Annotated in this window: 18 protein-coding genes; 3 read left to right on the top strand and 15 right to left on the bottom strand. The window is 65.2% G+C overall.

Annotation, left to right across the window (positions count from 1 at the left end):
- Positions 1-623: 623 nt before the first annotated feature.
- The gene (gene nth, locus NFR41_RS00770) at positions 624-1,289 is read left to right on the top strand and encodes an endonuclease III (protein ID WP_251230297.1); all 666 of its coding nucleotides are present in this window, start codon (positions 624-626) and stop codon (positions 1,287-1,289) included.
- A gap of 35 nt (positions 1,290-1,324) precedes the next feature.
- Here nth and NFR41_RS00765 read toward each other — a convergent pair whose 3' ends face one another.
- The 13 genes from NFR41_RS00765 to NFR41_RS00705 all read right to left on the bottom strand — a co-directional run bounded on the left by NFR41_RS00765 (position 1,325) and on the right by NFR41_RS00705 (position 17,451).
- Positions 1,325-2,209: a helix-turn-helix transcriptional regulator gene (locus tag NFR41_RS00765; RefSeq protein WP_251230296.1), complete on the bottom strand. Its 885-nt coding sequence runs from the start codon at positions 2,207-2,209 to the stop codon at positions 1,325-1,327.
- Positions 2,210-2,228: 19 nt separating this feature from the next.
- Positions 2,229-3,578: an ABC transporter permease gene (locus tag NFR41_RS00760; protein WP_251230295.1), complete on the bottom strand. Its 1,350-nt coding sequence runs from the start codon at positions 3,576-3,578 to the stop codon at positions 2,229-2,231.
- On the bottom strand, positions 3,565-4,833 hold the full coding sequence (locus NFR41_RS00755; RefSeq protein WP_251230294.1) for an ABC transporter permease: 1,269 nt from the start codon (positions 4,831-4,833) through the stop codon (positions 3,565-3,567). Before NFR41_RS00755 ends, NFR41_RS00760 begins: the two co-directional genes overlap by 14 nt.
- Before the next feature lie 18 nt (positions 4,834-4,851).
- A complete protein-coding gene (locus tag NFR41_RS00750; protein WP_251230381.1) occupies positions 4,852-5,742 on the bottom strand; it encodes an ABC transporter ATP-binding protein in 891 nt (296 codons plus the stop codon).
- Between the two features lie 374 nt (positions 5,743-6,116).
- Positions 6,117-6,737 (bottom strand): TetR/AcrR family transcriptional regulator, encoded by a 621-nt coding sequence (locus tag NFR41_RS00745; protein WP_251230293.1) that lies wholly within the window; start codon positions 6,735-6,737, stop codon positions 6,117-6,119.
- 76 nt (positions 6,738-6,813) lie between these two features.
- Positions 6,814-8,169 carry an MFS transporter gene (locus NFR41_RS00740; protein ID WP_251230292.1) on the bottom strand — a complete coding sequence of 452 codons (1,356 nt, stop codon included), beginning with the start codon at positions 8,167-8,169 and terminating at the stop codon, positions 6,814-6,816.
- Between the two features lie 367 nt (positions 8,170-8,536).
- Positions 8,537-9,685, bottom strand: a complete 1,149-nt coding sequence (locus NFR41_RS00735) for a serine/threonine protein kinase (protein WP_160213311.1) — start codon at positions 9,683-9,685, stop codon at positions 8,537-8,539.
- Positions 9,686-10,070: 385 nt separating this feature from the next.
- Positions 10,071-10,316 (bottom strand): DNA-binding protein, encoded by a 246-nt coding sequence (locus NFR41_RS00730; RefSeq protein ID WP_251230291.1) that lies wholly within the window; start codon positions 10,314-10,316, stop codon positions 10,071-10,073.
- A 55-nt stretch (positions 10,317-10,371) separates the two neighbouring features.
- Entirely contained in the window at positions 10,372-11,469 is a 1,098-nt protein-coding gene (hypD, locus tag NFR41_RS00725; protein WP_251230290.1) for a hydrogenase formation protein HypD, read from the bottom strand.
- A gap of 303 nt (positions 11,470-11,772) precedes the next feature.
- Positions 11,773-12,090: a HypC/HybG/HupF family hydrogenase formation chaperone gene (locus NFR41_RS00720; RefSeq protein WP_251230289.1), complete on the bottom strand. Its 318-nt coding sequence runs from the start codon at positions 12,088-12,090 to the stop codon at positions 11,773-11,775.
- 21 nt (positions 12,091-12,111) lie between these two features.
- Positions 12,112-14,742, bottom strand: a complete 2,631-nt coding sequence (locus NFR41_RS00715; protein ID WP_251230288.1) for a carbamoyltransferase HypF — start codon at positions 14,740-14,742, stop codon at positions 12,112-12,114.
- A gap of 189 nt (positions 14,743-14,931) precedes the next feature.
- Positions 14,932-16,728, bottom strand: a complete 1,797-nt coding sequence (locus NFR41_RS00710; RefSeq protein WP_251230287.1) for a phosphoglucose isomerase-related protein — start codon at positions 16,726-16,728, stop codon at positions 14,932-14,934.
- Between the two features lie 9 nt (positions 16,729-16,737).
- On the bottom strand, positions 16,738-17,451 hold the full coding sequence (locus NFR41_RS00705) for a LytR/AlgR family response regulator transcription factor (protein WP_160304713.1): 714 nt from the start codon (positions 17,449-17,451) through the stop codon (positions 16,738-16,740).
- Between the two features lie 415 nt (positions 17,452-17,866).
- Here NFR41_RS00705 and NFR41_RS00700 point away from each other — a divergent pair, with 415 nt between their 5' ends.
- Positions 17,867-19,264, top strand: coding sequence for a sensor histidine kinase (locus NFR41_RS00700; RefSeq protein ID WP_251230286.1), 1,398 nt, complete (start codon positions 17,867-17,869; stop codon positions 19,262-19,264).
- Between the two features lie 413 nt (positions 19,265-19,677).
- Positions 19,678-20,439, top strand: a complete 762-nt coding sequence (locus tag NFR41_RS00695) for a response regulator transcription factor (RefSeq protein WP_251230285.1) — start codon at positions 19,678-19,680, stop codon at positions 20,437-20,439.
- A 72-nt stretch (positions 20,440-20,511) separates the two neighbouring features.
- Here NFR41_RS00695 and NFR41_RS00690 read toward each other — a convergent pair whose 3' ends face one another.
- Together NFR41_RS00690 and nadE are read right to left on the bottom strand one after the other, a co-directional pair.
- Positions 20,512-22,062 (bottom strand): FAD-dependent oxidoreductase, encoded by a 1,551-nt coding sequence (locus NFR41_RS00690; RefSeq protein ID WP_251230284.1) that lies wholly within the window; start codon positions 22,060-22,062, stop codon positions 20,512-20,514.
- 148 nt (positions 22,063-22,210) lie between these two features.
- Positions 22,211-23,026 (bottom strand): NAD(+) synthase, encoded by an 816-nt coding sequence (nadE, locus tag NFR41_RS00685; RefSeq protein ID WP_251230283.1) that lies wholly within the window; start codon positions 23,024-23,026, stop codon positions 22,211-22,213.
- Between the last annotated feature and the right edge of the window lie 52 nt (positions 23,027-23,078).

The raw sequence follows: 23,078 nt of genomic DNA, 5'->3' as shown, positions 1-23,078 counted from the left end.
CCGAAAGCAACGTTTTCAAGGGACAGCCGCAGAAAGCGAAAACGATTTGGACCGGCTTCGCCACCCGCCTCCAACAAATGCCGATTTGTCGGGGAGCGAGTGAAGCTGGGGGCTAATATCGAAGGTCAGAATCCATCGCCGAGCGCGAACGGGACCCAAGCGTTCGGCTGCAACTTGTAAGCATTCCTTACAAGTTCGGTCTGAAGACCTTCCGAATGGCGCAGCAACTTGTTGCACCATTCGAAACCATGGCACGGTAACGCAATCATCCCATCCCCGCTTGTGGGATAATGCCCAGTATGCACCGCCGCGAGAACGGGCGGGGCCAAAACGTTTCGCGGCAGTTGGAAGATGCGAAAGAAGCAGCGCACGCCGTCGTCGCGGAAGCAGACGGGGGCCGAGCGATTCCGCAGCGGCCGGAAGATGCGGGAATGCCCAGTGCACGCCGTCGTCGCGGAGGCGGGCGGGGCCTGAGCGATTCCGCAGCAGCGAAGGAGTACAAGCCGCCAGAAACAGGCGAGCGAGGACAAGCGAAGCCCCCGCCCGCCTCCGCGACGACGGCCTAGCAGAACCTCATGCCGTCAGCCGCCATGCCGACCAAGCACCACCAGCAAAGGAGCATCATGCCCAGGGAGAGCAAAGCCGCCAAAATCCAGCGCGCCGCCGAGATCGAGCAGGTGATGTACGAGCTTTACGGCGAGGGCGCCTGCTCGCTGGACTACCGCGACCCCTTCACGCTCACCTGCGCCGTGGTCCTTTCGGCCCAGTGCACCGACGCGGCCGTGAACAAGGTCACCCCCACGCTCTTCGACGCCTACCCCACCCCGCAGGCCTTAGCCGGCGCCAAGCTGGAGGACGTGGAGGCCGTCATCCGCACGCTCGGCTTCTTCCGCGCGAAGGCGAAGAACCTGATCGCGCTGGCCCAGAAGCTCTGCCTGGACTTCGGCGGCGTGGTGCCGCAGGACGTGGATGCGCTGCAGACGCTGCCGGGGGTGGGCCGCAAGACGGCGAACTGCGTGATGTGCGAGGCCTTCCGCGACCCCCAGGGCATCGCCGTGGACACCCACGTGTACCGCATCGCCCATCGGCTGAAGTTGGCCGGCCCCTCGGCCGACACCCCTGCGAAGACCGAAGCAGCGCTGCTGGCCGTGTACCCTCGGGACCAATGGCTGTTCATCAACCACCAATGGGTGCATTTCGGACGCGAGTACTGCCAGGCCAGAAACCCGAAATGCGCCGAATGCCCCGTAGGCCAGAAGGGCCTGTGCCCCAGCTTCTCGCCCGCCTAGACTCCCAGCTGCAGCCCACGGCGAAACAATCGCTCCTAGGGGCGGAACAGCAGCGCTAGCTGGGTTCGGTTCCCGGCGCAGGTTTTCTGCAGGATGCTGCTTACGTGGTTGCGCACGGTGCCTTCAGAAAGAAACAGGCGCCCGGCGATCTGGCGGTTCGTGCACCCTTCGGCGACCAGCCGGGCGATGGAGAGCTCCCGCTCGGTCAGGCGGGAAATCCCCTGGCGAAACACCTGATCATCCGCAAGTTGCGGCGCATCAAAGGCGGCTGCGGCACTTGGCCGGAAGACAGCGCCTCCGAGGCGACCGGCGCAACCGTCAGCAGCGAAACCTTGCAGACCAGCAGATGAGGCATCAGCGCCGCCATGCAGCTCGCCTCCCCCAGCCGGTGCCGCAGCCCGCTCGGCTCGCAGCTCGAGCAGCCGCTCGCTCACGTCGTCCCGAGCGCTCTGCAAGCCGCTCAGCAGCGCCTCGGTGCGAACCGTGCGCACGGCGAAGGCGGAAACGAGCGCGCCGAAGGCCAGCGACCCCGCGACCACCAGCGGCGGCGCCCCATGCGCAACAATCCACAGCCACGCCAGCACCCACAGCACGCGCACCGGCCACACCATCTGCATCATGCCCAGATATGCCGCCACCGGAAGAAAGCAAGCCGACCCGGGGGCAAATGCCGCAAGCGCAACTGACAGCAGCGCAATCGCCGTTGCCGCACGCGGTCCTTTCGCAAGAAACGCCGCGCAGAGCAGCACCGTGGCCACCAGCAGCCCCGCCACCAGCAGCGCCAGGGCGTCCTGCTTCTCTGAGTACGCTTGGCCCGCGCTCCCCAACGCAAGGAACGCGCTCGCAAGCAACGCCGCTATGCCGTCTATCACCCTGTTCATACCGTGCAGTATACCCGAGAGCGACCCTGCGAGCGCCAAGCAAGCCGGCCTTGCAGCCTCAGTCCCTGGTCCTCGCCTTGCCCACCACAAGGGCAACCAGGAAAAACGCCAGCGCGAACAACAGCAGCACGCCCAAGCTCCAGGCCACCGGCCCCAGCTGGACAAGCAGCTCCTGCGCAGACAGCCCCGCCGGAATCGCCGCCGCCTTCTCGCATGCAACCGTGTACCAGTAGCCCGGCAGGAAGTGGGCGATGGCCACCATCTCGGCGCTCATCACCGACAAGGGCACCCACACGCCGCCCATGAACGACAGCACCAGGCCGCCGATGTTGCCCGCCGCATTGGCCGCAGCGATGCCGCAGCGCACCTTGCTAAGCAGAAACCCCACAGAAAGCGCCAGCAGCATGAAGGCGAACAGCGCGTTCGCTAGGCCCATAAGCGCGGGGGCAGAGAGGGCCGACGCCGATTCGCGGAAGACCACACAGCCCACCCCGAAGTCCCACGCCCACGCCACCAGGCCTATGACCAGGCACGCCAGAGCCACCTGCACGTTGTAGGAGGTCTGAGTAAGAGGCGCCACGGCGTTTCGGCGCCGTAGGTCGGTTTGCGAAAGGGAGCCGTTCAGACCACACACCGACGCCACCACACCAGCGAACAGACCGTACATGCTCCACTCAAGGTAGAAGAGAAACTGCGCCCCGTCGCTGTGCGCAGCGGCATCCATGTAGCTGGCCTGCACCTTCGCGTCCGCCATCTCCAGAGCCTCACTTGCCAGAAGCTCCCACAAGCCCGCGCTTTCTACGCTGGCATCATCCGCTCCCGCACGCAAACGTTCGCTTTCGCCTGCACTCTCACCAACATCCAAGCCGGCAGCAGTGCCTCCGCCAGCAACAGCGCCCGCATGACTGCCAATCGCCTCGGCCTCCCCCGCCGAACCTGCCGCGCTCTCCGCGGTCGCCAGGTCGAAAACAATATTTATGTAGTTATTAACTCGCTGGTCAACAAGCACGCCTGTTGCCGCGTCGAAGCTGTACACCGACTCCAAAGGCTCCGGCGCCACCCCTGCCTCCACCGCTTCGGCGAATGCCCGGCCATAGCCTTCCGGGATGATAAGGATGTACTCGACACCACCCTTGGCTACCGCATCTTGCAGCCCGGTCCCCGAATCCTCCACCGGCTGTCGCTGGCCCTGGGTTTCCAGATACGCCACCACGCCTCGGGACAGCTCGCTGTCGTCCCGGTCGATCACCGCGAACTGGGTCGACTGCCGTTCGAAATCCTCCATCGACTGCGACAAGGTGAGGCCCGCCGCCATGGCTAGCCCCATGAAGCTGAGCCCCACCACGTAGACGATAAAGAACAAGGGGTTGCGCGCAATCTTGCACAGGCACAGCTTAAAGACTTGCATAGCGCTGCCTCCTCAGGGCGCGGGCGGAAAGGGCGAACAGGACGGCGCACATGGCAAGCAGGATTGCCAAATGCCCGAGGGTGGGCGCAAAGCTATCGTAGTACAGCAGCCCATAGAACGCCTCCGCTATCTGGGCTGCGGGATTGACCAGCGTGCTTGCGGGAACCGCCCGGGCTATGCGGTCGGCAAGCTCCATGGTGGGCTGCCCGTACAGCCCGGTAAACAGCGCCGCCATGCAGGTGACGGCGGTGATGATCCCCGCCCGCGTACTGTCGGGCAGCTTGGGGATAACCGCCACCGCGCACCCCAGCGACACCGCCGTAAGCGACGCCACCAGAAGCACCGCCAAGCACCCCAGCACCCGGTCGCCGAAGTCCACGGTCAGGCTCATGAACAGAAACACCGCCAGCAGGCACAAAAACGATGCCGCCCAGCTGGCCAGCAGCGTTCCCAGCAGCGCGCGGCTATGGGACACGCCGCCCACCGCCCGCCGCGCACCCAGCGGCCCGCTGCATCCCCGCAGTCCCAAGACGGCCGTCAACCCCATGGTCGCGCAGCTGAGAGCCGCAAACCCTAAAAGCGCGAAATAGTAGCGCACCTTCTCGCTCAGGGGGTTCTGCGTAACACTGATGCGCTCCGTGGCCTCGAAGGGGTCGGTCATCGCCGCGATCAGCCGTCCGTCGGCAAGCAGCATCGGATCGGACTGCACGATGCCCCGGACCAGGCTCGCACGGCTGACATACTGGTCCAGCAGCAGCACCACGATTGATTGCTTCGCCAGGTCGGCCACCGTTTCCGTCGTCGGGTACAAATACGCCCTCGGCTGTCCGCCCTCGAAGGCAATATACCCCACGAACGCATCGTCGCCTCCCTGGGAATCGGCCACCAGCCGCTGCGCTTCCTCGGCGCTGCTTGCATAGGTCACCGAGAGAAGGCCGTCGCCGTCAGGATCGCCGTCCGCGCTCACCGCTTCGACGAACCGCAGAAAAGCCCCCTCGTCGTCGACGGAGCCCGCAAAACTACCAGCGTCGCTCCAGCCGGCGGCAAGTCCGCCGAATCCGTCTTCCGCCGTACCCCCCGCGCCCTCGCCGAGCGCCACTACCACGGGCAGCTCGCCCATAGCATCATTGCGCTCCAGGGAGTCGAACATGAAGATAAACATAGTGGAAAGGGCCAACGGCAGGCCCACAGCCCACACCAAAAGCCCCGGGTTGCGCATCAGCGATACGAACACCGCGCGAAACGTCACCAGCATGCCATGCACCCCGTTTCGTTAATCGCGCAGCTCGCGGCCGGTTATTTCCAGGAACACGTCGTTTAAGGTGGGCGGTTCGGCCCATATGCGGCCTGGCACCGCCCGATGGCGCCGCAGCACCCCCAGCACGTCGGCTACGTTGTGCGACCCGTTCTCGCACACCACCACCAGCGCGCCCTCGTCGACCTGGGCGCTTCGCACCGAGGCCAGCGTTCGCACGTCCGCAAGCAGACCACCGGACACGGCGCCCAGGTCGATGCGGATTCGCTCACCCACTTTCACCTGGGCCTTCAGCTCATCGTTCGTGCCGATGGCCAAAGTCTTGCCGTGGTCCATGATCATGATGCGCGAGCAGATCTCCTCGACTTCCTCCATGTAGTGGCTGGTATAGACCACGGTCATGCCTGCGCGGTTCATGCGCTTGATGCCTTCCAGGATGGAAGCGCGGCTTTGCGGGTCCACCGCCACCGTGGGCTCGTCGAAGAACGCCAGCTGCGGCTTGTGGGCGATGCCGCAGGCAATGTTGAGGCGCCGCTGCAGGCCGCCCGAAAGCTTCTTCGGCAGAGCCCGCTCGTAGTCCTCCAGCCCCACGAACTCCAGCGCCTCGGCCACCAGCTCCTTGCGACGGGCGCGCTCGGGCACGTACAGCCCGCAGAAGTAGTCCACGTTCTGGCGCACGGTCAGCTCGTCGAACACAGCCACGTTCTGGGGAACCACGCCGATGCGCCGCTTCAGGTCGTAGCGAGTAGGCGTCATAGGTTCGCCGAATAGCTCTATGGTGCCCTTGTCGTAGGTAAGCAGCTGCAGGATGCAGTTGATGGCGGTGGTCTTGCCGCTGCCGTTAGGGCCCAAAAGCCCGAAGATCTCGCCGCCGCGCACGGTCATACCCAGATGGTCGGGCGCCAGCATGCTGCCGTAGCGCTTCACTAAGTTGTCGACGAATACGATGTCGCTCACGATGCACTCCTGCCTCTATCCAACGCCCTTTGCTTGGACCGCCGTCAGCAGAAGTGTGTCCCAACCAGCCAAAAGAAGGAAGTGACAATTGTCACGTTCTAGGATTCCGCCTCTTCAATCCCTCTTTGAATCCCTCTTTGAATCCCTCTTCGATTCGCTCTTCGATTCGCTCTTCAGCCCCTCTTCCGTCCCTCTTCGATTCGCCGCTTCGCCGCCCCCACACCCGCGCCGAGAGCGCACAAGGGGCAGGTTCCGCACGAAATCCTGCAGAACCCCCTCCTCGTGCACTGCGCCCGTCGGCCGCTCTCCCAGCCGCAGCCGCGGTCTCAGCTGCAACCGCAGCCTACGCGCGCCTGCGACCTCTCGTACAAATCGATAGCCTGACCCAGCACCGCTTCGGCGGTTTCGTGCACGTTGCGACCTTCGGAAAGCGCCGCCACGGCCGCACCGTCCACCAGCATGCTCACCAGCGACGGCGGAAAGCCCGCAAGGCCCGCCCGCTTCAGGATGGCTGCCACGGCATCGTGGAGCTCGCCATGGCCGGTCTGGTAGGCGTCGGTCACCGCAGGCGCGTCCGACGCGGCAATGAGCTGGGCGTAGTGGGCGGGCAGCATGGCCTCGTCGTCCGGCAGGCATGCGGCAATCAGCAGCATGGTCGCCCGCTCGCGGCATTCGCCTTCGTCCAGCTCCTGGGCCTGGGCAGCCACCAGCTCGGCACGCTCGCTCCACAGCTGGATGTTGAAACGGCCCGCCTCCCCCAACAGCTGGTTCACCGAATCGAAGTAGTAGCCAACCGAGGAAGAAGCGGCTCCGGCGCGCTTGGAAACGCCGCGGTACGTCACGGCCGCAGGACCCTCCTCACGCAAGAGCTCGGCAGCTGCCATCACCAGCGACGCGCGCGTGGCCTGGGCTTTCGGCGTCTTCGGATTCAATGCCGCCTCTGTCATACCCAACTCCCCCTTCGAAAAAGAACCCCGCAGACCCGAAGGCCTGCGGGGCTATTCTACCATCAGGCGCCGTCCGCTACTTCACGTCGGCCAGGTCCTTGTTGGAATGCTCGTGCGAGGCGATCATGGCCACCAGCGCGACCGCCGCGATGACCACCATGTAGAAGGCCGGCGCGATGTCGTTGCCGGTGATGTCGATCAGCCACAGCGAGATGAACGACGCCGAGCCGCCGAAGATGGCGTTGGCCAGGTTGAACGACAGCGCGAAGCCGGAGTAGCGCACGTCGGTGGGGAACGTCTCGGTCAGATAGCTTGCCAGCGTGCCGTCGTTGATGGTGAGGATCAGGCACATGACCAGCTCCACCAGCAGGATAACCCAGAAGTTCATAGTGCCCAGCAGCACAAACGCCGGGATGGTGAACACGATGAAGCCCACGCAGGCGCCGATGAGCATCTTCTTGCGCCCGAAGCGGTCGGAGATACGGCCCGACAGGAAGATGAAGGCGATGTAGACCACCAGCACGATGGTGGTGATGGTGGAGGCGTCGCCGGCCGGGTAGTTCAGCGTGGTCTCAAGGTAGTTCGGCAGGAAGGTGAGCACCGCGTAGAAGCCCACGGCGTTCAGCACGCAGGCGCCAAACGATATGATGAGCACGCGGAAATGCTTCTTGAACAGGGTGCGAATGGGATGCTCCACCTCGCGGCCGGCGGCCTTCAGGCGATTCTGCATCTGCTCGTAGACCGGCGAATCCTCCAGGTGCGTGCGGATGTAGTGGGTGATGTAGCCCAGCGGCAGCGCCAACAGGAAGGGAATGCGCCAGCCCCAATCGACCACGAAGGCCGAATCGGCGCCCCACACGTTGAACATGAACGTGGCCAGAAGCGAACCCACCAGCAGGCCGGCGGCCGTGGAAGCCGGCACCATGGAACAGTAGAAGCCGCGGTGGTTCTTCGGCGCGTACTCGGCGATGAAGGTGGCAGCGCCGGCGTACTCGCCCGCCGCCGAGAAGCTCTGCACCATGCGCAGCAACAGCAGCAGAAGCGGCGCGCCAATGCCCAGCACAGCGTAGCCCGGCAGGCAGCCGATAAGGAACGTCGCACCGCTCATGAGCAGGATAGAAATGGACAGCGCCCACTTGCGGCCCTTCTTATCGCCCATGTTGCCCCAGAAGATGGCGCCGATAGGACGCACCAGAAACGACAGCGCGAACACCGCGAAGGTGGACATCACGGCCACGGTGCGATCGGTGTCCGGAAAGAACACCAGCGCGATGACGGTGGCCAGATACGAATAGCTGGCGTAATCGAACCATTCGATGAAGTTCCCCAGAAACGACGAGAACGTCACCTTCTTCAGAATACGGTGCTTCTCCTCCTCGCTGCACAGATCGAAGGTCGAGGTGGTGGATGCGCATGACTTGCTCGTACTCATACAACTCCCCTACATGGGTCGCGGCTGCCCCGAAATGCCGAATCGGCCGTCACCTTGGCTCCAATGCGCATCGTGCGCTGCGGTCCGGGTTTCCCGTCAAGGAATTGCGCTACGCCCGAAGGCCGCAATTCCTGCGCACGATGCCGCTCCCCTCGGCGTCGGAAGCGTGCGGAGCTTCTTCACTATAGCGTAACTTCACCACGAAACAGCAACGAACAGTGAACAAAATTTGCAACTCATCAAAACTTAAGCAAGCCTGTGAACTGGTGCAACTGCACAAAAATAGCTTTCGCCGCCATCAAAAAAAGGGAGCCGCCCGCAGGCAGCTCCCTTGCGTCCGTCAGCTCCAAACGAAGCCCTGTGCGAACTAGTCCTCCCACATCTCGGGACGCACCAGGGTGCAGTCCGGAACGCGGTTGGGGAAGTAGTCCAGGCAGTCGCCTTCGCGGTACACGTCGGCGGTGGAGCAGTGCAGGCCGCCGCCGAAGGGATAGGCGTCGCGCAGGTCGACCGGGATGACGTTCATGCCCAGCTCGTCCATCTGCTGCTGCTGGTACACCTCGGAGGCCTCGACGATGACGGTCTTCGGATCCAGGACCAGGCAGTTCATGGACAGCCACACGCTGGAGTAGCACAGCGCCGGCGGCTCGTCATGGGCGGGCTGAGCGGCGTCGACTACCTGCCAGTCGTTAGCGGTGAAGATGTCCAGCTGACCCTCGGCCGGATGACGATGCGGGTTGTTGATGATCAGACCCGGACGCAGCGGCACGAAGGTGGCATCGATGTGGATGGGGTACGGGTCGCCCGGGAAGTTCATCGCATGGATGCGAATGTCGGGATAGTAGCGCTGGAACCAGTCCATGGCCGTGCGGTTAGTGGTAAGACCGTGCTGGATGAAGAAGTCCTTGCCCATACGCATGACGTCGGCGGCGTCCCACATGGGCTCCACCTCGGTGGTCACGAAGTCCTTGTTGGCCGTACGCACCAGGCGCTCTTCCAGGGTAATCTTCTCGTCGTAGTAGTTGTGCTTGTAGGACTTGTCCGTCAGACGGGGACGAGGCGCCTGGGTCCACAGGAACTCCGGGTCCTCCTCGAAGTACTCCATCATGAGCGGCCAGTAGGCCAGGTACTCGAAGTAGCGGCAGCGGAAGGAGTTGGCGGCGGCCATGATCTCGGGGCCCACGGTCAGCAGGATGTCGCGCGGAGGCATGCAGGTCATCATGGAGTCGTTGCGGAAGTCCGGCGTGCCGATGGCCTGGTTCCACTGCAGCGGCGTGGGACGGTCGACGATGATGTCGCGGTCCTCCAGCTCGCGCACCAGGTTCTCCAGGCATTCGTTGCCGCGCTCCACGGTGTTGAGGGGACGCAGGCCCCACATGCCGCGCATCTCGGAGTCGATCGGCACCTTCTCGGAGGTCGCGGGCTCCTCGGGAGGAATCACCGAGTTGTCGCAACGGCCGACGATAACGCGCTTCAGCGGATCCCAGTCGTTCCATGAGTTAACGATCTTCGCCATGCTATCTCCTTTCCACCGGCAGCCCGACGCTGCCTATCGAAACGCCCGCGCCCGCAGATAGCCCACCGGCACGGGTTATGGCGCTTGCACAATAATACAGCAACCCCGCGCAGCCGAAACCCCCCTGCGCCGAATCAGCGTGAAGAAACAGCTCGCGCCCGCCGAAGAGCCGCGCCAGCCCGCGCTGCCGCACCAGACTGCGCCACTCCAGCGCACCGAGCAGCGGCGGCGCACTACACTGCACTGCGCCACCGAAAAGCAAATCGTGCATACCGGGCAGGGTCAAGCGAAAAAGTGCGTGAACCTGCCCGGTATGCACGATTCCGAGCGGCCGCATAGAGCCACAGACCGCAGCAAGCTGCAGCCAGCCTGCGCCAGGGCGCCCTCACAACTCGACGAACCACTCGATATGACCGCAAGCTTTACAGATGTAGGTGTCAGCGGAGGCGTTGGCCCAGTCCAGATCGAAGAAGGTAAGGCCGCGGCTGTTGAGCAGCGCCGACCCTTTGTCGAAGCTGGTGCCTCCGCAATGGGAGCATATGACCGGTCGCCCCGCGCGCTCGTGCACGCCGGTTTCATCGCCCGAGGCACCTCGTTTGAACGCGTCCATCGTATCGCCGAGCAAACCCATAGCAAATCCCCTTTCCCCAAGCTGCCTACATCCCTCTGCTGGCGAACCCCCTGCCCTAGTAATACCTATAGTATGCCGCGCAGCTGCCTTCGCTGGAAACCATGCAGGGGCCCACGGGGTTCTCGGGCGTGCACACGCGGCGGAACAGCGGACAGTCGCTCGGCGCCATAATACCACGCAGCACGTCTCCGCAGCGGCAGCCCTTCGGCTCTATGGTGGGCTCCACCTGCGGCTGGAAACGCGCCACAGCGTCGAACTGGGCGAACTCGGGACGGATGCGGTAGCCCGAACCGGGAATGGGGCCCAGCCCGCGCCAGGTGGCGGTGCAGGTCTCGAACACCTCGTCGATGGCGGCCAGGGCCACGGGATTGCCCTGGGGCATCACGCCGCGGGCATAGGCGATCTCGATGTCGGCGCGACCCTCATGCAGCTGACGCATGATCATGGCCACGCCCTGCAGGATGTCCACCGGCTCGAACCCAGTGATAACCCCGGGAATGCCGTACTTCTGCGCCAGGAACCGGTAGGGCTCGGCGCCGATGATGGTGCTCACATGCCCGGGAAGAATGAGCGCATCCACCTTCAACGACGGGTCAGACACGATCACGTCAAGGGCGCCGGGCATGTTCTTGTGCGCGGCGAACACGCTGAAGTTCTCAAGGCCCATGGCCTTCGCGCGCTTGATGGCCATGGCCACCAGCGGCGTGGTGGTTTCGAAGCCCACGCCCACGAACACCACCTGGGAGGCGGGGTTAGCCTGGGCAAGGGCCAGGGCGTCCAGCGGCGAGTACACGATCTGCACGTTGCGTCCCGCCGCCTGCTCGGCCAGCAAGCTGGAAGTGGAGCCAGGCACGCGGGTCATGTCGCCGAACGTAGCGATAATCACGCCCGGCACCCGCGACAGCGCGATCACCGTGTCGATATCGGCGTTGGAGGTCACGCACACCGGACACCCAGGACCGCTGGCCAGCCGCGTGCCCTCGGGCATGAGATCGCGGATGCCGCCGCGAGCAATGGACACCGTGTGGGTGCCGCACACCTCCATGAGCGTCGCCCCGCCCGCCGGCGCAAGCTTGCGGATAGACTCGATAAGCCCCCGCGCCAGCTCCGGGTCGCGGAAGGCGTTCAGGTCGTCTTGCATGGAATTCGTCATTGCGGAAGCACCTTCTTCTGTGTAGAATGCAGGCAGGCGGTTAGCCCGTTGCCGCGGGCCGGCTGCTTCACAATATGGCTAGGGATATTGTGGTGAAGAGCCGTTCCTATGCTAGGGGCGGCTTTTTCATTGCCGTCGCACGCCCACCTACTTGCGAACCCGCGCCGTCAACTCAATCACCGCTACGATCACCAAACAAAACGTCAGGAGTTCCATCCAGCTTACGTACATAGCTGCTCCTTCCTTCGAAGGAAGCAGTCCCGCCTGCCTATCCGGCCAGTGTAACGTAATACGTATTACCTATCAAGCGTCCGCCTTCGCTGCTCCGTCGGCCTCCAGCGCCGCCGCCAGCTGCACCATGGTTGAAGCCATGGGGGCAGTGGCGGTGCCCACCTCGTCGGCGGCCAGTTCGGGGAACTCGCGGATAAGGTCCAGCGTCTCCTCGGCGAACTGCTGGTCCACCACCTCGATGGCGAACCCGGCGTGCACCAGCACGTAGTCGCCCACTTTCGCCTGAGGAGTCAAATCCACGGAGATGCTGCGGGTCACACCCAGGATATCGACGGTGGCAAGCCCTCCGTCCTCGATGGCCTGGATGCTCGCAGGAATGGCTAAGCACATAGCTGCTCCTTACATGCGCACCTAGTCGGTCGCGTCTTCGGTTTCCGCCGCCCATGCTACCACAGCTTGGCCGAAGGACACGCATCCATCGTTGGGCGGCAGGTCCTGGTTGATGGCCACCGTGAAGCCCAGCAGCTGCAGCTGCTCCACGCAGCGCTCCACCAGGAAGCGATTCATGAACACGCCGCCTGAAAGCGCCACGGTGCTGATGCCGTAGAGCCCCTGCACCAGCTGGGCGGCAGTGGACACAGCCTGCACGAACGCCCACTGGAAGCGAAGGGCCACAGCTTGCACGGGCTCGCCGGCCGCCGCATCGTCCAGCAGCGCCCGAAACGCCGGCGCCGCGTCCAGCAGCAGCACCGAAGTGTCGTGAGCGGTGCTCTCGGCGGTGGCGGTGTTCTTCACCACGTCGATGGCGTAGGCCCGCTCGCGCTCGTCGGTGGCGCAGGCCGCAGCCGCAGCGTCAAGCAAGATGGCGGGTTCGCCCTCGTAAGCGGGCTGCGCGCACAGGCCCAAAAGCGCGCTGGCCGCATCGAACAGCCGCCCTACCGAAGAGGTCATGGGGGTGTTCAGCCCGTTCTCGATCATCTTGTCGCACAGGGCGGCCTGCTCGCCCAGCGCCTCCAGCGCCGCCGCAGCCCCCGGGTGTTCCAGCAAATCGAAGGCCCACAGCGCTCCGTAGGCCATGCGCAGCGGATGCTTCACGCACGCCGCGCCGCCGGGCATGGGCACGTAGGCGAAGTTGGCGAACCGCTCGAAGTCGCGCCGATTGGCCAGCAGCACCTCGCCGCCCCAGATGGCCCCGTCGACCCCGAAGCCCGTCCCGTCGAAGGCGAAGCCGCATACCGCCTCGTCGATGCCGTGCTCCCCCAGCACCGAAGCCACGTGGGCATGGTGGTGCTGCACCTGGGTAAGCGGCAGCCCCTGCTCCTTGGCCCATTTCGTAGCCAGGTACTCGGGATGGCTGTCGCAGGCCAGTCGCTTGGGCGCAATGTCGAACAGGCGCTCGTAGCGATTCTTCGCCTCAAGCCATGCGTCGAACGTGTCGGCGTTCTCCAAGTCGCCTATATGCTGACTGACGAAGGCCTGGCCGGGGCGCACCAGAGCGAAGGTATTCTTCTGCTGCGAGCCAACAGCCAGAAGCGGATCGCAGGCCGCAGAACGCGAAGAACCGTCGCCCGCGCGCTCCTCCCCCAGCGCCAACGGCAGCGGCGCATAGCCTCGCGCCCGGCGGATGAACTGCAGGGCCTCCACCGCGTCATCGCCCTCGCCGAAACGCAGCACGCGCACCACCGAGTCGTCGAAACGCGTGAGCACCTCGCGGTTGTTCCCTAGGAAGCCGTCGGCCACGCACGCCAGCTGGGTCCAGGCATCGCCATCGTTCTTGCAGATAGGCTCGTCGTGGATGTTTCCCGAGGTCATCACCAGCATGGGCGGAAGCGCACCTGCTATGCCGCCTGCATCCTCGCATGCCCCGGCGCCCGTCCCCATCCCCGCGCTCGCCTTCGCCCGCGCCGCCGCGAAGTCGCAGATCAACAGATGCTGCACCGGCGTGGCGGGCAGCATAACCCCCAGCTCGGGCAGATGGTCGGCAAGCCCCGGCACCAGATTCGCATCGGGCCGTTTGCGCAACAGCACGATGGGCCGGGCCGGCGAGCGCAGCACCTCGGCCTCCGCATCGCTGACGAAGCACACCTTCCGCACGTCGTCCACCGATGCCATCATGACGGCGAAGGCCTTCCCCTCGCGCCGTTTGCGACCTCGCAGCAGCGCCACAGCCTGGCTGTTGCAGGCGTCGCATGCCAGATGGAAGCCGCCCAGCCCCTTCACGGCCACCACCGCGCCGTCGGCCAGCAGTTCGACGGCGCGGGCAAGTATTTCATCGCTTATCTGGCGGTTCTCGCCGCGGACCACCGGCGTCAGCGGCGCCTCCACCGGCCCCCACGCACCCGCCGGCACGACAAGCTCTCCCGCCAACAGCCCCTCGCCGTCCGCAAGCGCGGGCTCCCCGGCCAGCGGCCCGTCGCCGCCCCTGGGCACCGAACCCTCGGCCGACAGACCCCCATCAGCCCGATGCTCGCGCCAATCCAACGCCGGACCGCACGCGAAACAGGCGTCGGGCTGCGCATGGAAGCGTCGGTCGGACGGGTCGGCGTACTCCGCCGCGCAGGCTGGGCACATGGGGAAATCCTTCATGGACGTGGCGGCGCGATCGTAGGGCAACCCGTCGATGATGGTGAAGCGCGGACCGCAGTTCGTGCAGTTGATGAAAGGATAGCGAAAGCGCCGGTCGGCCGGGTCGAACAGCTCGCGTACGCAGTCGTCGCAGGTGGCAAGCTCAGGCGACACCAGCGTGGTCTCCTGCACCTGCTCGTCTTCCGAGAAGCGGATCTCGAAGGAGCCGAAGTCCTGCAGCGGCACCTCCTTCAGGTCGATCTCGCGCACCTGCGAGGCCGCCGGCGGATTCTGCGACAGCTCCATCACGAACTCGTCCAGCAGCCCGCTCTCCGCTTCCGCATGGATGTGAACCCCGTCGACAGCGTTCAGCACCCAACCGTTGACCAGGTACTTCTTCGCCAACCGATAAACGAAGGGACGAAACCCCACCCCTTGCACGATGCCTTTGACGTGAATATCCAGCGCCTCAATCATGGTGCGCTCCTTTTCTCAGCCGATGCCGCATGTCAGAAAAGCGTAGCACACACTCAAGCGAAGGTCACCGCCCAAAGAGAAAGGGCCCGCCAACCCATAGCGGACCCGCAAAGCTCTCATTCGGAACAGCGCGACGTTGCCCGGTCCCGGTATCAGGCCGAAACCAAGCAAAGCCAGCAACAGCCGGGCCTAGGCCGACGCGACCCCGGTTGTCCCCGCCGCTACAGCTGTCACCGTCTCCGCAACGCCGGTCGCCGCCTGCGCTGCCAGCTCCTCTTCCACCACCAGCTCCTCCATGAGCTCGCCGATGGTCTCGGCCAGCAGACGCAGCGTCACGCTGGAGTTGTCGGGCAGGTGCAGGTGCACCACGCGCCGGTCGCGCTCGGTAAGGGCAACGGTGTCGCCCACCGCCTGGGCCTTCGCCAGGCTTCCCAAGCTCTCCGCCTCCTCGCGCAAGGGAATGTCCTTCAGCTCGTCGGCCGACAGCACCAGGAACACGCCGCAGTTCGGACCACCCTTCTGCAGCTGGCCCGTGGAATGCAGGTAGCGCGGGCCCACCTCCAGGCACGACACGACGCCGCGCTTGGCAGCCACGCCGTGGCGGATGGATTCCAGCGCCTCGCGACGCCCCTCGCCCGTGAACGGCAGAAACGCATTGAGCGCGAAGTAGTCGCCCGGCTTGATGCTGGCCAGCAGCGCCCGCAAGGCATCGCGCACCGTGCGCTGGTCCTTGAAGCACGGGGCCAGCCGCACCTCGGCCTCGCCCATCTGGATGTCACCCAGGAAGTCTTCCACGAAATCGGGCTCGGGCATGCCGGCCTGCAGAATCTCCAGCACGTTGGACTTGGTGGCGGCCACATCGGGCTGATCGAAGGGGCACACCTTCATGAGGTAGCCGCACATGGCGATGGCGTACTCCCACATGACGAAGTGCTCCGCCAGCTCGGCCGCCGATTCAATGCGGAAGTTCAGCCGCGGAATGGCCTGGTCGATGTAGGACAGGCTCATCTCGAAGTTGCGGATCTCGTCCCACAGGTCGGTCTTGGTCTGGTACATGATCACGCTGCGATCGCCCGGATCTTTAGCCAGCACCAGCGAGTCGATCTCGATGTTGGGCAGGATGCCCTGGCCGTTCTTACCCAGGCTCTCGGCCACCAGCTGCTCGATCCACAGGCCCAGCACGCGCCCGCGCTTCGGCGTGAGGAACGAGAACTTGTTGCGTCCCCGCAGGTAGTTGTCGTACAGAAACGCCGCCAGCCCGATGGCCGGGTTGTCGATGGCGTCTTCGCTGCACTGCTGCTCGGCCTGCACCGCATGGGCCATGAACTCGTCCAGCGAAAGCCCCGCCAGCGCCGCGGGAAGCAGCCCGAACACGGAAAGCGCCGAGAAGCGGCCGCCCACGGAAGGCTCGCCGTTGAACACCGCCGCCCAGCCCTCGCGACGGGCCAGCGCCTCCAAGTCGGAGCCGGGGTCGGTGATGGCCACCAGATGCTTCACCAGCTCTTCGTCGGAAATGCGATCGGCCACCGACTCGCGCACGGCCCGCAAGGCCAGCCGCGGCTCGATGGTGCCGCCGCTCTTCGACGAGATGACGAACAGCGTGGTGCGCGGGTCGAGCTCGGATAGAAGCGCCCGAACGCGCACCGGGGAATCGGAATCCAACGTCTTGAAGGACACGCGCGACTGGTCGGGCTTGTGGTACTTGGTGATGGTCATGGGAGCCTGGGTGGAACCGCCCTGGCCGATAAGCATGACCGTCTTGAGCCCCTGGCTAAGCACCGAATCGGCGAACGCCTGAATCTGGGCCAGCGGGAAGGGAGGGTTGCTGGCCAAGTCGGTCCAGCCCATGAACTGCTCGGCGCAGTGCATCGCCTCGTCGGAGAACTCGAACAGCGTAGCGTCCTTGGCATGCAAGCGACTGGCCACGCATTCCTTCACCAGCGTTTTCGCCGACGGGTACAGCTTTTCCATATCGCCTGAAAGCATGAGGCCTCCTTACAGTCCCAGTGCCTTCTTCAGCGCGGAGACGCGGCGACGGGAAACGGGCACCTTCTCGTCCACGCCGTTCAGGGTGAGCAGCAGCGTACCGCCGGAGACCGATTCCACCTCTTCCACCATGGAAAGGTTCACCAGATACCCGCGATGCACGCGGAAGAACCCGTGGCCGTCCAGGCGCTTCTCAAGCTGCGCCAAGCTGACCGTGGAGAAGTAGCGGTCGGTGTCGGTGCGCAGGTAGGCGTAGTCGTCGCGAGCCATGACGAAGCGCACGGTGTCGATGCCGATGAGGATCTTCTTGCCGCCCTTGTCCACGGGGATACGCTCGGATTTCTGGGCCTGGGCATGCAGCGACACGTGCTCGCGCACGCGGGCGATGGCCTGGGCCAAACGCTCGGTCTCCACCGGTTTCACCAGGTAATCGATAGCGTTCACCTTGAAGGCGTCCAGGGCATGCTCGCTGTAGGCGGTCACGAACACCACAGCCGGCGGGAACTTCAAATGCTGCAAGGCGTCGGCCAGCTGCAGCCCCGTGGCTTCCGGCATGTTCACGTCAAGGAACATGACGTCGCACGGGTACTCCTTCAGCTTCTCGATGGCCTCGCGCACGCTGGCGGCCTCGGCCACCACCTCGGTCTGGCCCAGCTCTTCCAGCAGGTACTTCAGTTCAGAGCGTGCAGGTGCTTCGTCGTCGACGACCATGGCCTTCAGCATCCGAACCTCCCGTCTTCGCAAATCCTATGGCTATCGCCGGGCGCCGCGTCCGCGAAACCGTCCGACCCGAGCCCCTTCCGGACCCGCAACCTCGGACGACACGCGCTGCGAAACCCAGCGGACATCTCCCCTACGCAGACCTTCCGCGTAACGAATGCGCACGAAAGCGGAGGCCCCGTGCGCCGTTCATGGCATTATAGGATACTCAAACCGAAATAATACGGAAAGTGACCTTGCGCCCCCGCGCCCATAAAAGATGCGAAAATGACCTGGGATAACGTTGCCGCGACCATTTCTTGCGCACAATTCGTACGCCCTCGGGGCATGCTGTGGAAAGCGGTCGGCGCTTCACAGCTCGGCAAAATACCATGGCTGGTGTATAGAATCGGGGGCGCTGTTGCCCTACCATTGAGCCATGGAGCAACGAAGCGAACATACCCTCGGGCAGCCGAACGATTCCGACGGCAACCCGCCTGCAGCCGGCATCAACGCCGCTGGCGGCAGGGCCGACGCAAGCGCACTCGCCGATAGCGCGCTTGCAGCCGACACCCCGACCGGCAGCGATGCGGCCGATGGCCCCCAGCCCACCCCGGCCGACTTCACCCACGCGATGCGCCGGTGGCTGGCCGACGTCGCCATCGCCGCGGGCGCCTTCCTCTTCGGCTGGGGCCAGCTCATGCTCACGGCGTCAAGCATCATCATCCAGGACGTCGCCCTGCGCCAGTACCTGGGAACCTTAAGCATCACGCCGTCGCCGCAGGTGGTTGTGGCGTTGGCGCTCACCGTGCTGCCCGTTGTGTTTCGCCGCATAGCCCCGTGGACCGTCTTCGCCACGAGCACGCTGGCATTCCTGGTTGCCCAGTCCTACTTCGCGGGCATTTCGTTCATGGCAGTGGGGCCCATGGTGGCCCTGTACACCATCGCCTTCCAGAAGGGGCTGCCGAAGGCCGTGGTCGCCGGCGTGACGGCGGGAGCGGCCATCTTCGTGCTGCAAGACCCCGACCAGGCGCTCACCTTGGCGTTCTTCACACGCTTCCAGAACATCGCGCTGCTGGCGGCATCGCTTCTGGCGGGCTGGGCCATGCGCACTCGCAATGCCTACGTGCGCGCCGTGGAGGAACGCGCCGAGGCTGCCGAGCGCACCCGCGAGGAGGAGGCGGCTAAGCGCGTGGAGGCCGAGCGGGTGCTCATCGCCCGTGAGGTGCACGACATCACCGCTCATTCGCTGTCCGCCGTGAGCATCCAGGCGGCCGCGGCCGAGCGGCTCATCGACACGAACCCGGCTGCGGCCAAGGAGGCCATCGCAACGGTACGGGCAACGTCGCGCCAGGCCCTGGGCGACATTCGGTCGATGATTGGCGTGCTGCGCCATGGCGACGAGCCGGCCGAGCGCACGCCCGCCCAAGGCACCGACCAGCTGGAAGACATCGCGAACTACCTGCGCGGCGCCGGCCTTACAGTAACCTTCGACGAGAGCGGCTACCACCGCGACCAGGTGCCCGCCCACGTGGACATGGCGCTGTTCGGCATCGCGCGGGAAGCGTCCACCAACATCGTGAAGCACGGGGGCGCCACTGCCGTGAGCCTGGTTCTGGAATCGAGCGACGACAACGCCACCCTGGTCATCCACGACAACGGCCGCGGCGCCGGTGTTGCGCTGGAGAGCTCGCGCTTGCCCGAAGCCCGCGACGGCCAGGGCCACGGCATCCAGGGCATGGCCGAGCGCGTGCACGTGCTAGGTGGCATATTCCACGCCGGCGACGATGCCGACGGCTTCACCGTGGAGGCCACCGTCCCCTTCGAACGCGAGTAGCCCCGCACCAAACGCGGAGCAGCCACCCCCTCCCCCTCGCAGCGAACGATGCGGCCACAGCCGGCAAGCCATGGAGCTCAGCTTTTTTTGGCTGATTTCTCCGCTTTTGCATGGGCGCTGGCTGAAATCTCCGGTTTTACATCGCCAAATGGCTGATTTCTCCGGCTTTACACACCTAAGGAGCCCTCTCCTTATGCAAAACCGGAGATTTCAGCCAAAAAAGAAGGGGCGAAAGGTGGTGAGAGGAAAAAGGGAGGGGCAAAGGGCGGCAAGAAGGGGAAAGGAGGAGGCAGCAGGCCGAAGAGCGGCGGCGCGTGAATCGATTTGCAAACGGATGAGCTTTCGTCGTTGCAATCGCGTCCGGGTTCGGGCAAGCTTTGCTGCGAGAGAACGCGAACGCGAAAGGTACGTCCATGGCCGCCCAAGTCGACAACCCCATGCTCATCCCCGACCTGCCTCCTGCGCCGACACCAGCACAACCCGCCATCAACCGCGAGAACGACATCACCGTACTGGTAGCCGACGACCAGGACATCGTGCGCAGCGGATTCAGGCTGGTGCTCATGAGCTATCCGGGCATCGACGCCGTGGGAGAGGCGCGCGACGGGAACGAGGCTATCGCGAAGGCGCGCGAGCTGCACCCCGACGTGGTGCTCATGGACATCCGCATGCCCCACTTAAACGGCATCGAAGCCACCCGCGTCATCCGCGAGGACCCCGCGCTGGCCAGCACCCATGTACTCATCCTCACCACGTTCGACCAGGATGAATACGTCTACGACGCCCTGGCCGCCGGAGCCAGCGGCTTTCTGCTGAAGGATTCCGACCCCGACGAGATCGCTGCCGCCGTACGCGTGGTGGCCGCCGGGGACGCGCTCATCCAGCCCTCCATCACCCGCCGCCTGGTGGAAACCTTCGTCCAGAGCCGCCCCCACCGTTCCTTCGGCATCAGCTCGGGCCTGGTGCTCAGCGCGCTCACCGACCGCGAGCGCGAGATCCTGCGCCTGGTGGCCCGCGGCCTTTCCAACGAGGAAATCGGCGCCGAGCTGTTCATCAGCCCCGCCACCGTGAAGACGCATCTGGCCCGCATCATGAGCAAGTTGGACGCCCACGACCGCGCGCAGCTAGTGGTCATAGCCTACGAAAGCGGCTTGGTGAAACCAGCAGGGAAGTAGACGTCAGGAGAGGGTGGGCGGCAGAGGGTGACAGGGGGGCGGGGGTGGCAGAGGGGTGACCCCCGCCGCCCCCTACCCCACCAGCTCGTCGGCTATGGCTTGGCCCACCAGCATGCCGAAGGCACCGTTGGAGGCCAAATCGCCCCCGCCTTGGGCGGCGCTTCCGCACACGTAGAGGTTGCCCAGGGCAGCGCCCACGCTCCCCACGGCGCGGCCCTGATCGTCGGTCTTCACACCGCCGCGGGTGCGGGCCCGCAAGGGCAGCTGCTTGAAGGCGTAGAAGGGGCCGGCGAGCTCCTGCAGGTACAGCTTGCGCCCGAACGCCGCATCCTTACCGGCGCTCGCAGCGGTCTTCATCTGCTGAAACGCGTCGTCGAGATCGCTTTCCGCAAGCCCCATGGCCTGAGCCAGGTCGGCCACCGTGTCGCATGGCCCCACCAACCGCTGCTTGTTCTTCGCCGTGGTCTCGGCCACGCTGCGCCCTTGACTTCCCTGCATGAGCGCGCCGTCGTAAACGGTCCACCAGTAGCCCAGACCGCCGGTAAAGCACGCCTCGGCCGCCGCCGCTGGGACGTCCTCGGCAGCCATGCGCCGCCCGAGCGCGTCCACCACGAGCACCGGACCGAACGCGCCCCAGGCATTCACCACGGGCACGTCGCCCAGAAGCCCCACCGCATCCTGCATGCCGGCAAGGGCTGCCCCGTAAGCCGCGCACAGCTGCTGGCCCTGGCCCATGGAAGCCGTACTGTAGCTTCCCAGCCGCTCGTAGGACGACGCATGCTGGTGAATCAAGGGCTGGCTGCTGCTAAAGCCGCCGGTTGCCACCACCACGCGCTTGGCGCCGATATCCTCCACGTCGCCGCTCTTCACATACAGGAAACGCACCCCGCACACGGACCCCGAGCCGTCCACGATAAGCGCCTCGGCCCGGCAGCTGGCAAGCGTCTGCACCTTCAAAGCCGTCAGGCGGTCGCGGATGGGCGACATCACGTCGGCCATATCCCCCAGCCCCAACTTCGGCAGCAGAAGCCGGCGGCCCATCCCCTGCTCGTCGTAGGAGGAGGGGTCGGCGAACTGCGAGCCGCACTCGTCGGCCACCAGGTTCACCCAATCGGTCGCCGCCTCGTAGAGCTTCCTGGCGAAATCCAAATCGGCCACGCCGGCGGCCTTAAGCTGCTCCTCGCGGGACTTCCAAGCCTCGGCGCGGGCCGCGTCGTCCACGGCAATGCCGGCCGCCTTCTGCACCGACGTTCCCGCCACGTGCATGAGGCCCATGGCGTTCACGCTGTCGCCGCCCAGCATGTCCTGCTTTTCCGCCAGGATAACGGACAGCCCCGCCTTCGCCGCCACAAGCGCCGCCGACAAGCCGGCAATGCCGCTGCCCACCACCAGCACATCTGCCGTGGTACGGAAGCTCACCTGTGCCGGCTGCCCGACCACATGATCGGGCAGCGAGGGGTCGTCGGCAACAAGATCGGCATCGGGGTCGCCGTTGGCGGAAGGGCTCGGCGTCGTCCCGTCGGCCCCGCAGCCCGCAAGGCTCAGCGCGCCCATGCCCGCAGAAGCCCCCAGGACCGCAGCCGCGGACCCGCCCACCAACCTGAAGAATTCGCGCCGCTGCACGGACGTGCTCCTTTACCCCGACGTTGTACGTTTCGCCGCGAAATGGTACCACGCCCGAAACCGCTTCACCACAGCCGTCACAAGAGCGTCTCGCAAGAAGGTCCGTGCGGCGACTCTCCGCAGCGCGCCGCAGCTGCAGCTGCAGTACCTACCGCCCGGGCATCCGAGGCGAAGGGGGCTCCAGGTCTCGCTTGAACGCCGTTGCCGCAACGGTGGCGACAACACGGTCCACCAGCGATTCCGGGAAGCCTTCCGCTATCAGCTCGGGCCTTTCCAGCCCATCGTCGACGAAGAGCCTGAGCAGCCGGTCGAGCGTAGGATAGTCCACCCCCAGCGACGCCTCGTCGGTCTGGTCGGCCGACAGCTCGGCACTGGGAGCCTTCTCCAGCACGTTTTGAGGGATAGGCGGCACCAAACCCTGGCGAGCGGCCTGGTCGTTGCGCCAATGAGCCAGCGCGTACACCTCGCCTTTGTACAGGCTGCCCAACGGCGCGAAGGCCCCCACCATGTCGCCGTAGAGCGTGGAGTACCCCATCAGCGATTCCGACCGGTTGCCTGTGTTCAGGACCATCCAGCCGTGGGTGTTCGACAGCGCCATCAGGCACACCATGCGGCAGCGCGCCTGGGCGTTCTCCGCGGCCAGACCCCGCAGCTTTCCGCCGCACGCCTTGGCCAGCACCCGCTCGAACGACTCGAACGGCTCGCAGATGGATACGACACTCGTCTCCATGGCCAGGTTGTCGGCCAGCTCCTGCGCGTCAGTCACCGAATGGCTGCTGGAATAGGGCCCGGGAAGCAGCACGCCGTGCACACGCTCGGCGCCAAGGGCGTCCACCGCCATGACCGCCGCCAGAGCGGAATCGATGCCACCGGAAAGCCCCACCACCACGTCGTCGAACCCGGCATGCTCCACGAAGGCCGCCAGGGCATCGACGCACACCCGATACTGTTCGCCAACCTGCATGGGGGCTCCTCTCCCGAAAGACGCGCGCGTCCCGCTCATCGCAGCGCGCACG

The organism is Adlercreutzia aquisgranensis, assembly GCF_943193145.1.
GTDB lineage: Bacteria > Actinomycetota > Coriobacteriia > Coriobacteriales > Eggerthellaceae > Xiamenia > Xiamenia aquisgranensis.
The sequence above is the reverse complement of the archived record's forward strand: the minus strand, read 5'-3'. Positions and strand labels throughout refer to the sequence as shown.

Excerpts from the sequence above, each read along its gene's own strand:
- nth (WP_251230297.1), top strand. The coding sequence starts at position 624 with ATGCCCAGGGAGAGCAAAGCCGCCAAAATCCAGCGCGCCGCCGAGATC.
- NFR41_RS00705 (WP_160304713.1), bottom strand. The coding sequence starts at position 17,451 with ATGCTGAAGGCCATGGTCGTCGACGACGAAGCACCTGCACGCTCTGAA.
- NFR41_RS00720 (WP_251230289.1), bottom strand. The coding sequence starts at position 12,090 with ATGTGCTTAGCCATTCCTGCGAGCATCCAGGCCATCGAGGACGGAGGG.
- NFR41_RS00745 (WP_251230293.1), bottom strand. The coding sequence starts at position 6,737 with ATGACAGAGGCGGCATTGAATCCGAAGACGCCGAAAGCCCAGGCCACG.
- NFR41_RS00710 (WP_251230287.1), bottom strand. The coding sequence starts at position 16,728 with ATGCTTTCAGGCGATATGGAAAAGCTGTACCCGTCGGCGAAAACGCTG.
- NFR41_RS00700 (WP_251230286.1), top strand. The coding sequence starts at position 17,867 with ATGGAGCAACGAAGCGAACATACCCTCGGGCAGCCGAACGATTCCGAC.
- nadE (WP_251230283.1), bottom strand. The coding sequence starts at position 23,026 with ATGCAGGTTGGCGAACAGTATCGGGTGTGCGTCGATGCCCTGGCGGCC.
- NFR41_RS00750 (WP_251230381.1), bottom strand. The coding sequence starts at position 5,742 with ATGCTGGCGCCCGACCATCTGGGTATGACCGTGCGCGGCGGCGAGATC.
- NFR41_RS00760 (WP_251230295.1), bottom strand. The coding sequence starts at position 3,578 with ATGCAAGTCTTTAAGCTGTGCCTGTGCAAGATTGCGCGCAACCCCTTG.
- NFR41_RS00730 (WP_251230291.1), bottom strand. The coding sequence starts at position 10,316 with ATGGGTTTGCTCGGCGATACGATGGACGCGTTCAAACGAGGTGCCTCG.
- hypD (WP_251230290.1), bottom strand. The coding sequence starts at position 11,469 with ATGACGAATTCCATGCAAGACGACCTGAACGCCTTCCGCGACCCGGAG.
- NFR41_RS00755 (WP_251230294.1), bottom strand. The coding sequence starts at position 4,833 with ATGCTGGTGACGTTTCGCGCGGTGTTCGTATCGCTGATGCGCAACCCG.
- NFR41_RS00735 (WP_160213311.1), bottom strand. The coding sequence starts at position 9,685 with ATGGCGAAGATCGTTAACTCATGGAACGACTGGGATCCGCTGAAGCGC.
- NFR41_RS00695 (WP_251230285.1), top strand. The coding sequence starts at position 19,678 with ATGGCCGCCCAAGTCGACAACCCCATGCTCATCCCCGACCTGCCTCCT.
- NFR41_RS00740 (WP_251230292.1), bottom strand. The coding sequence starts at position 8,169 with ATGAGTACGAGCAAGTCATGCGCATCCACCACCTCGACCTTCGATCTG.
- NFR41_RS00715 (WP_251230288.1), bottom strand. The coding sequence starts at position 14,742 with ATGATTGAGGCGCTGGATATTCACGTCAAAGGCATCGTGCAAGGGGTG.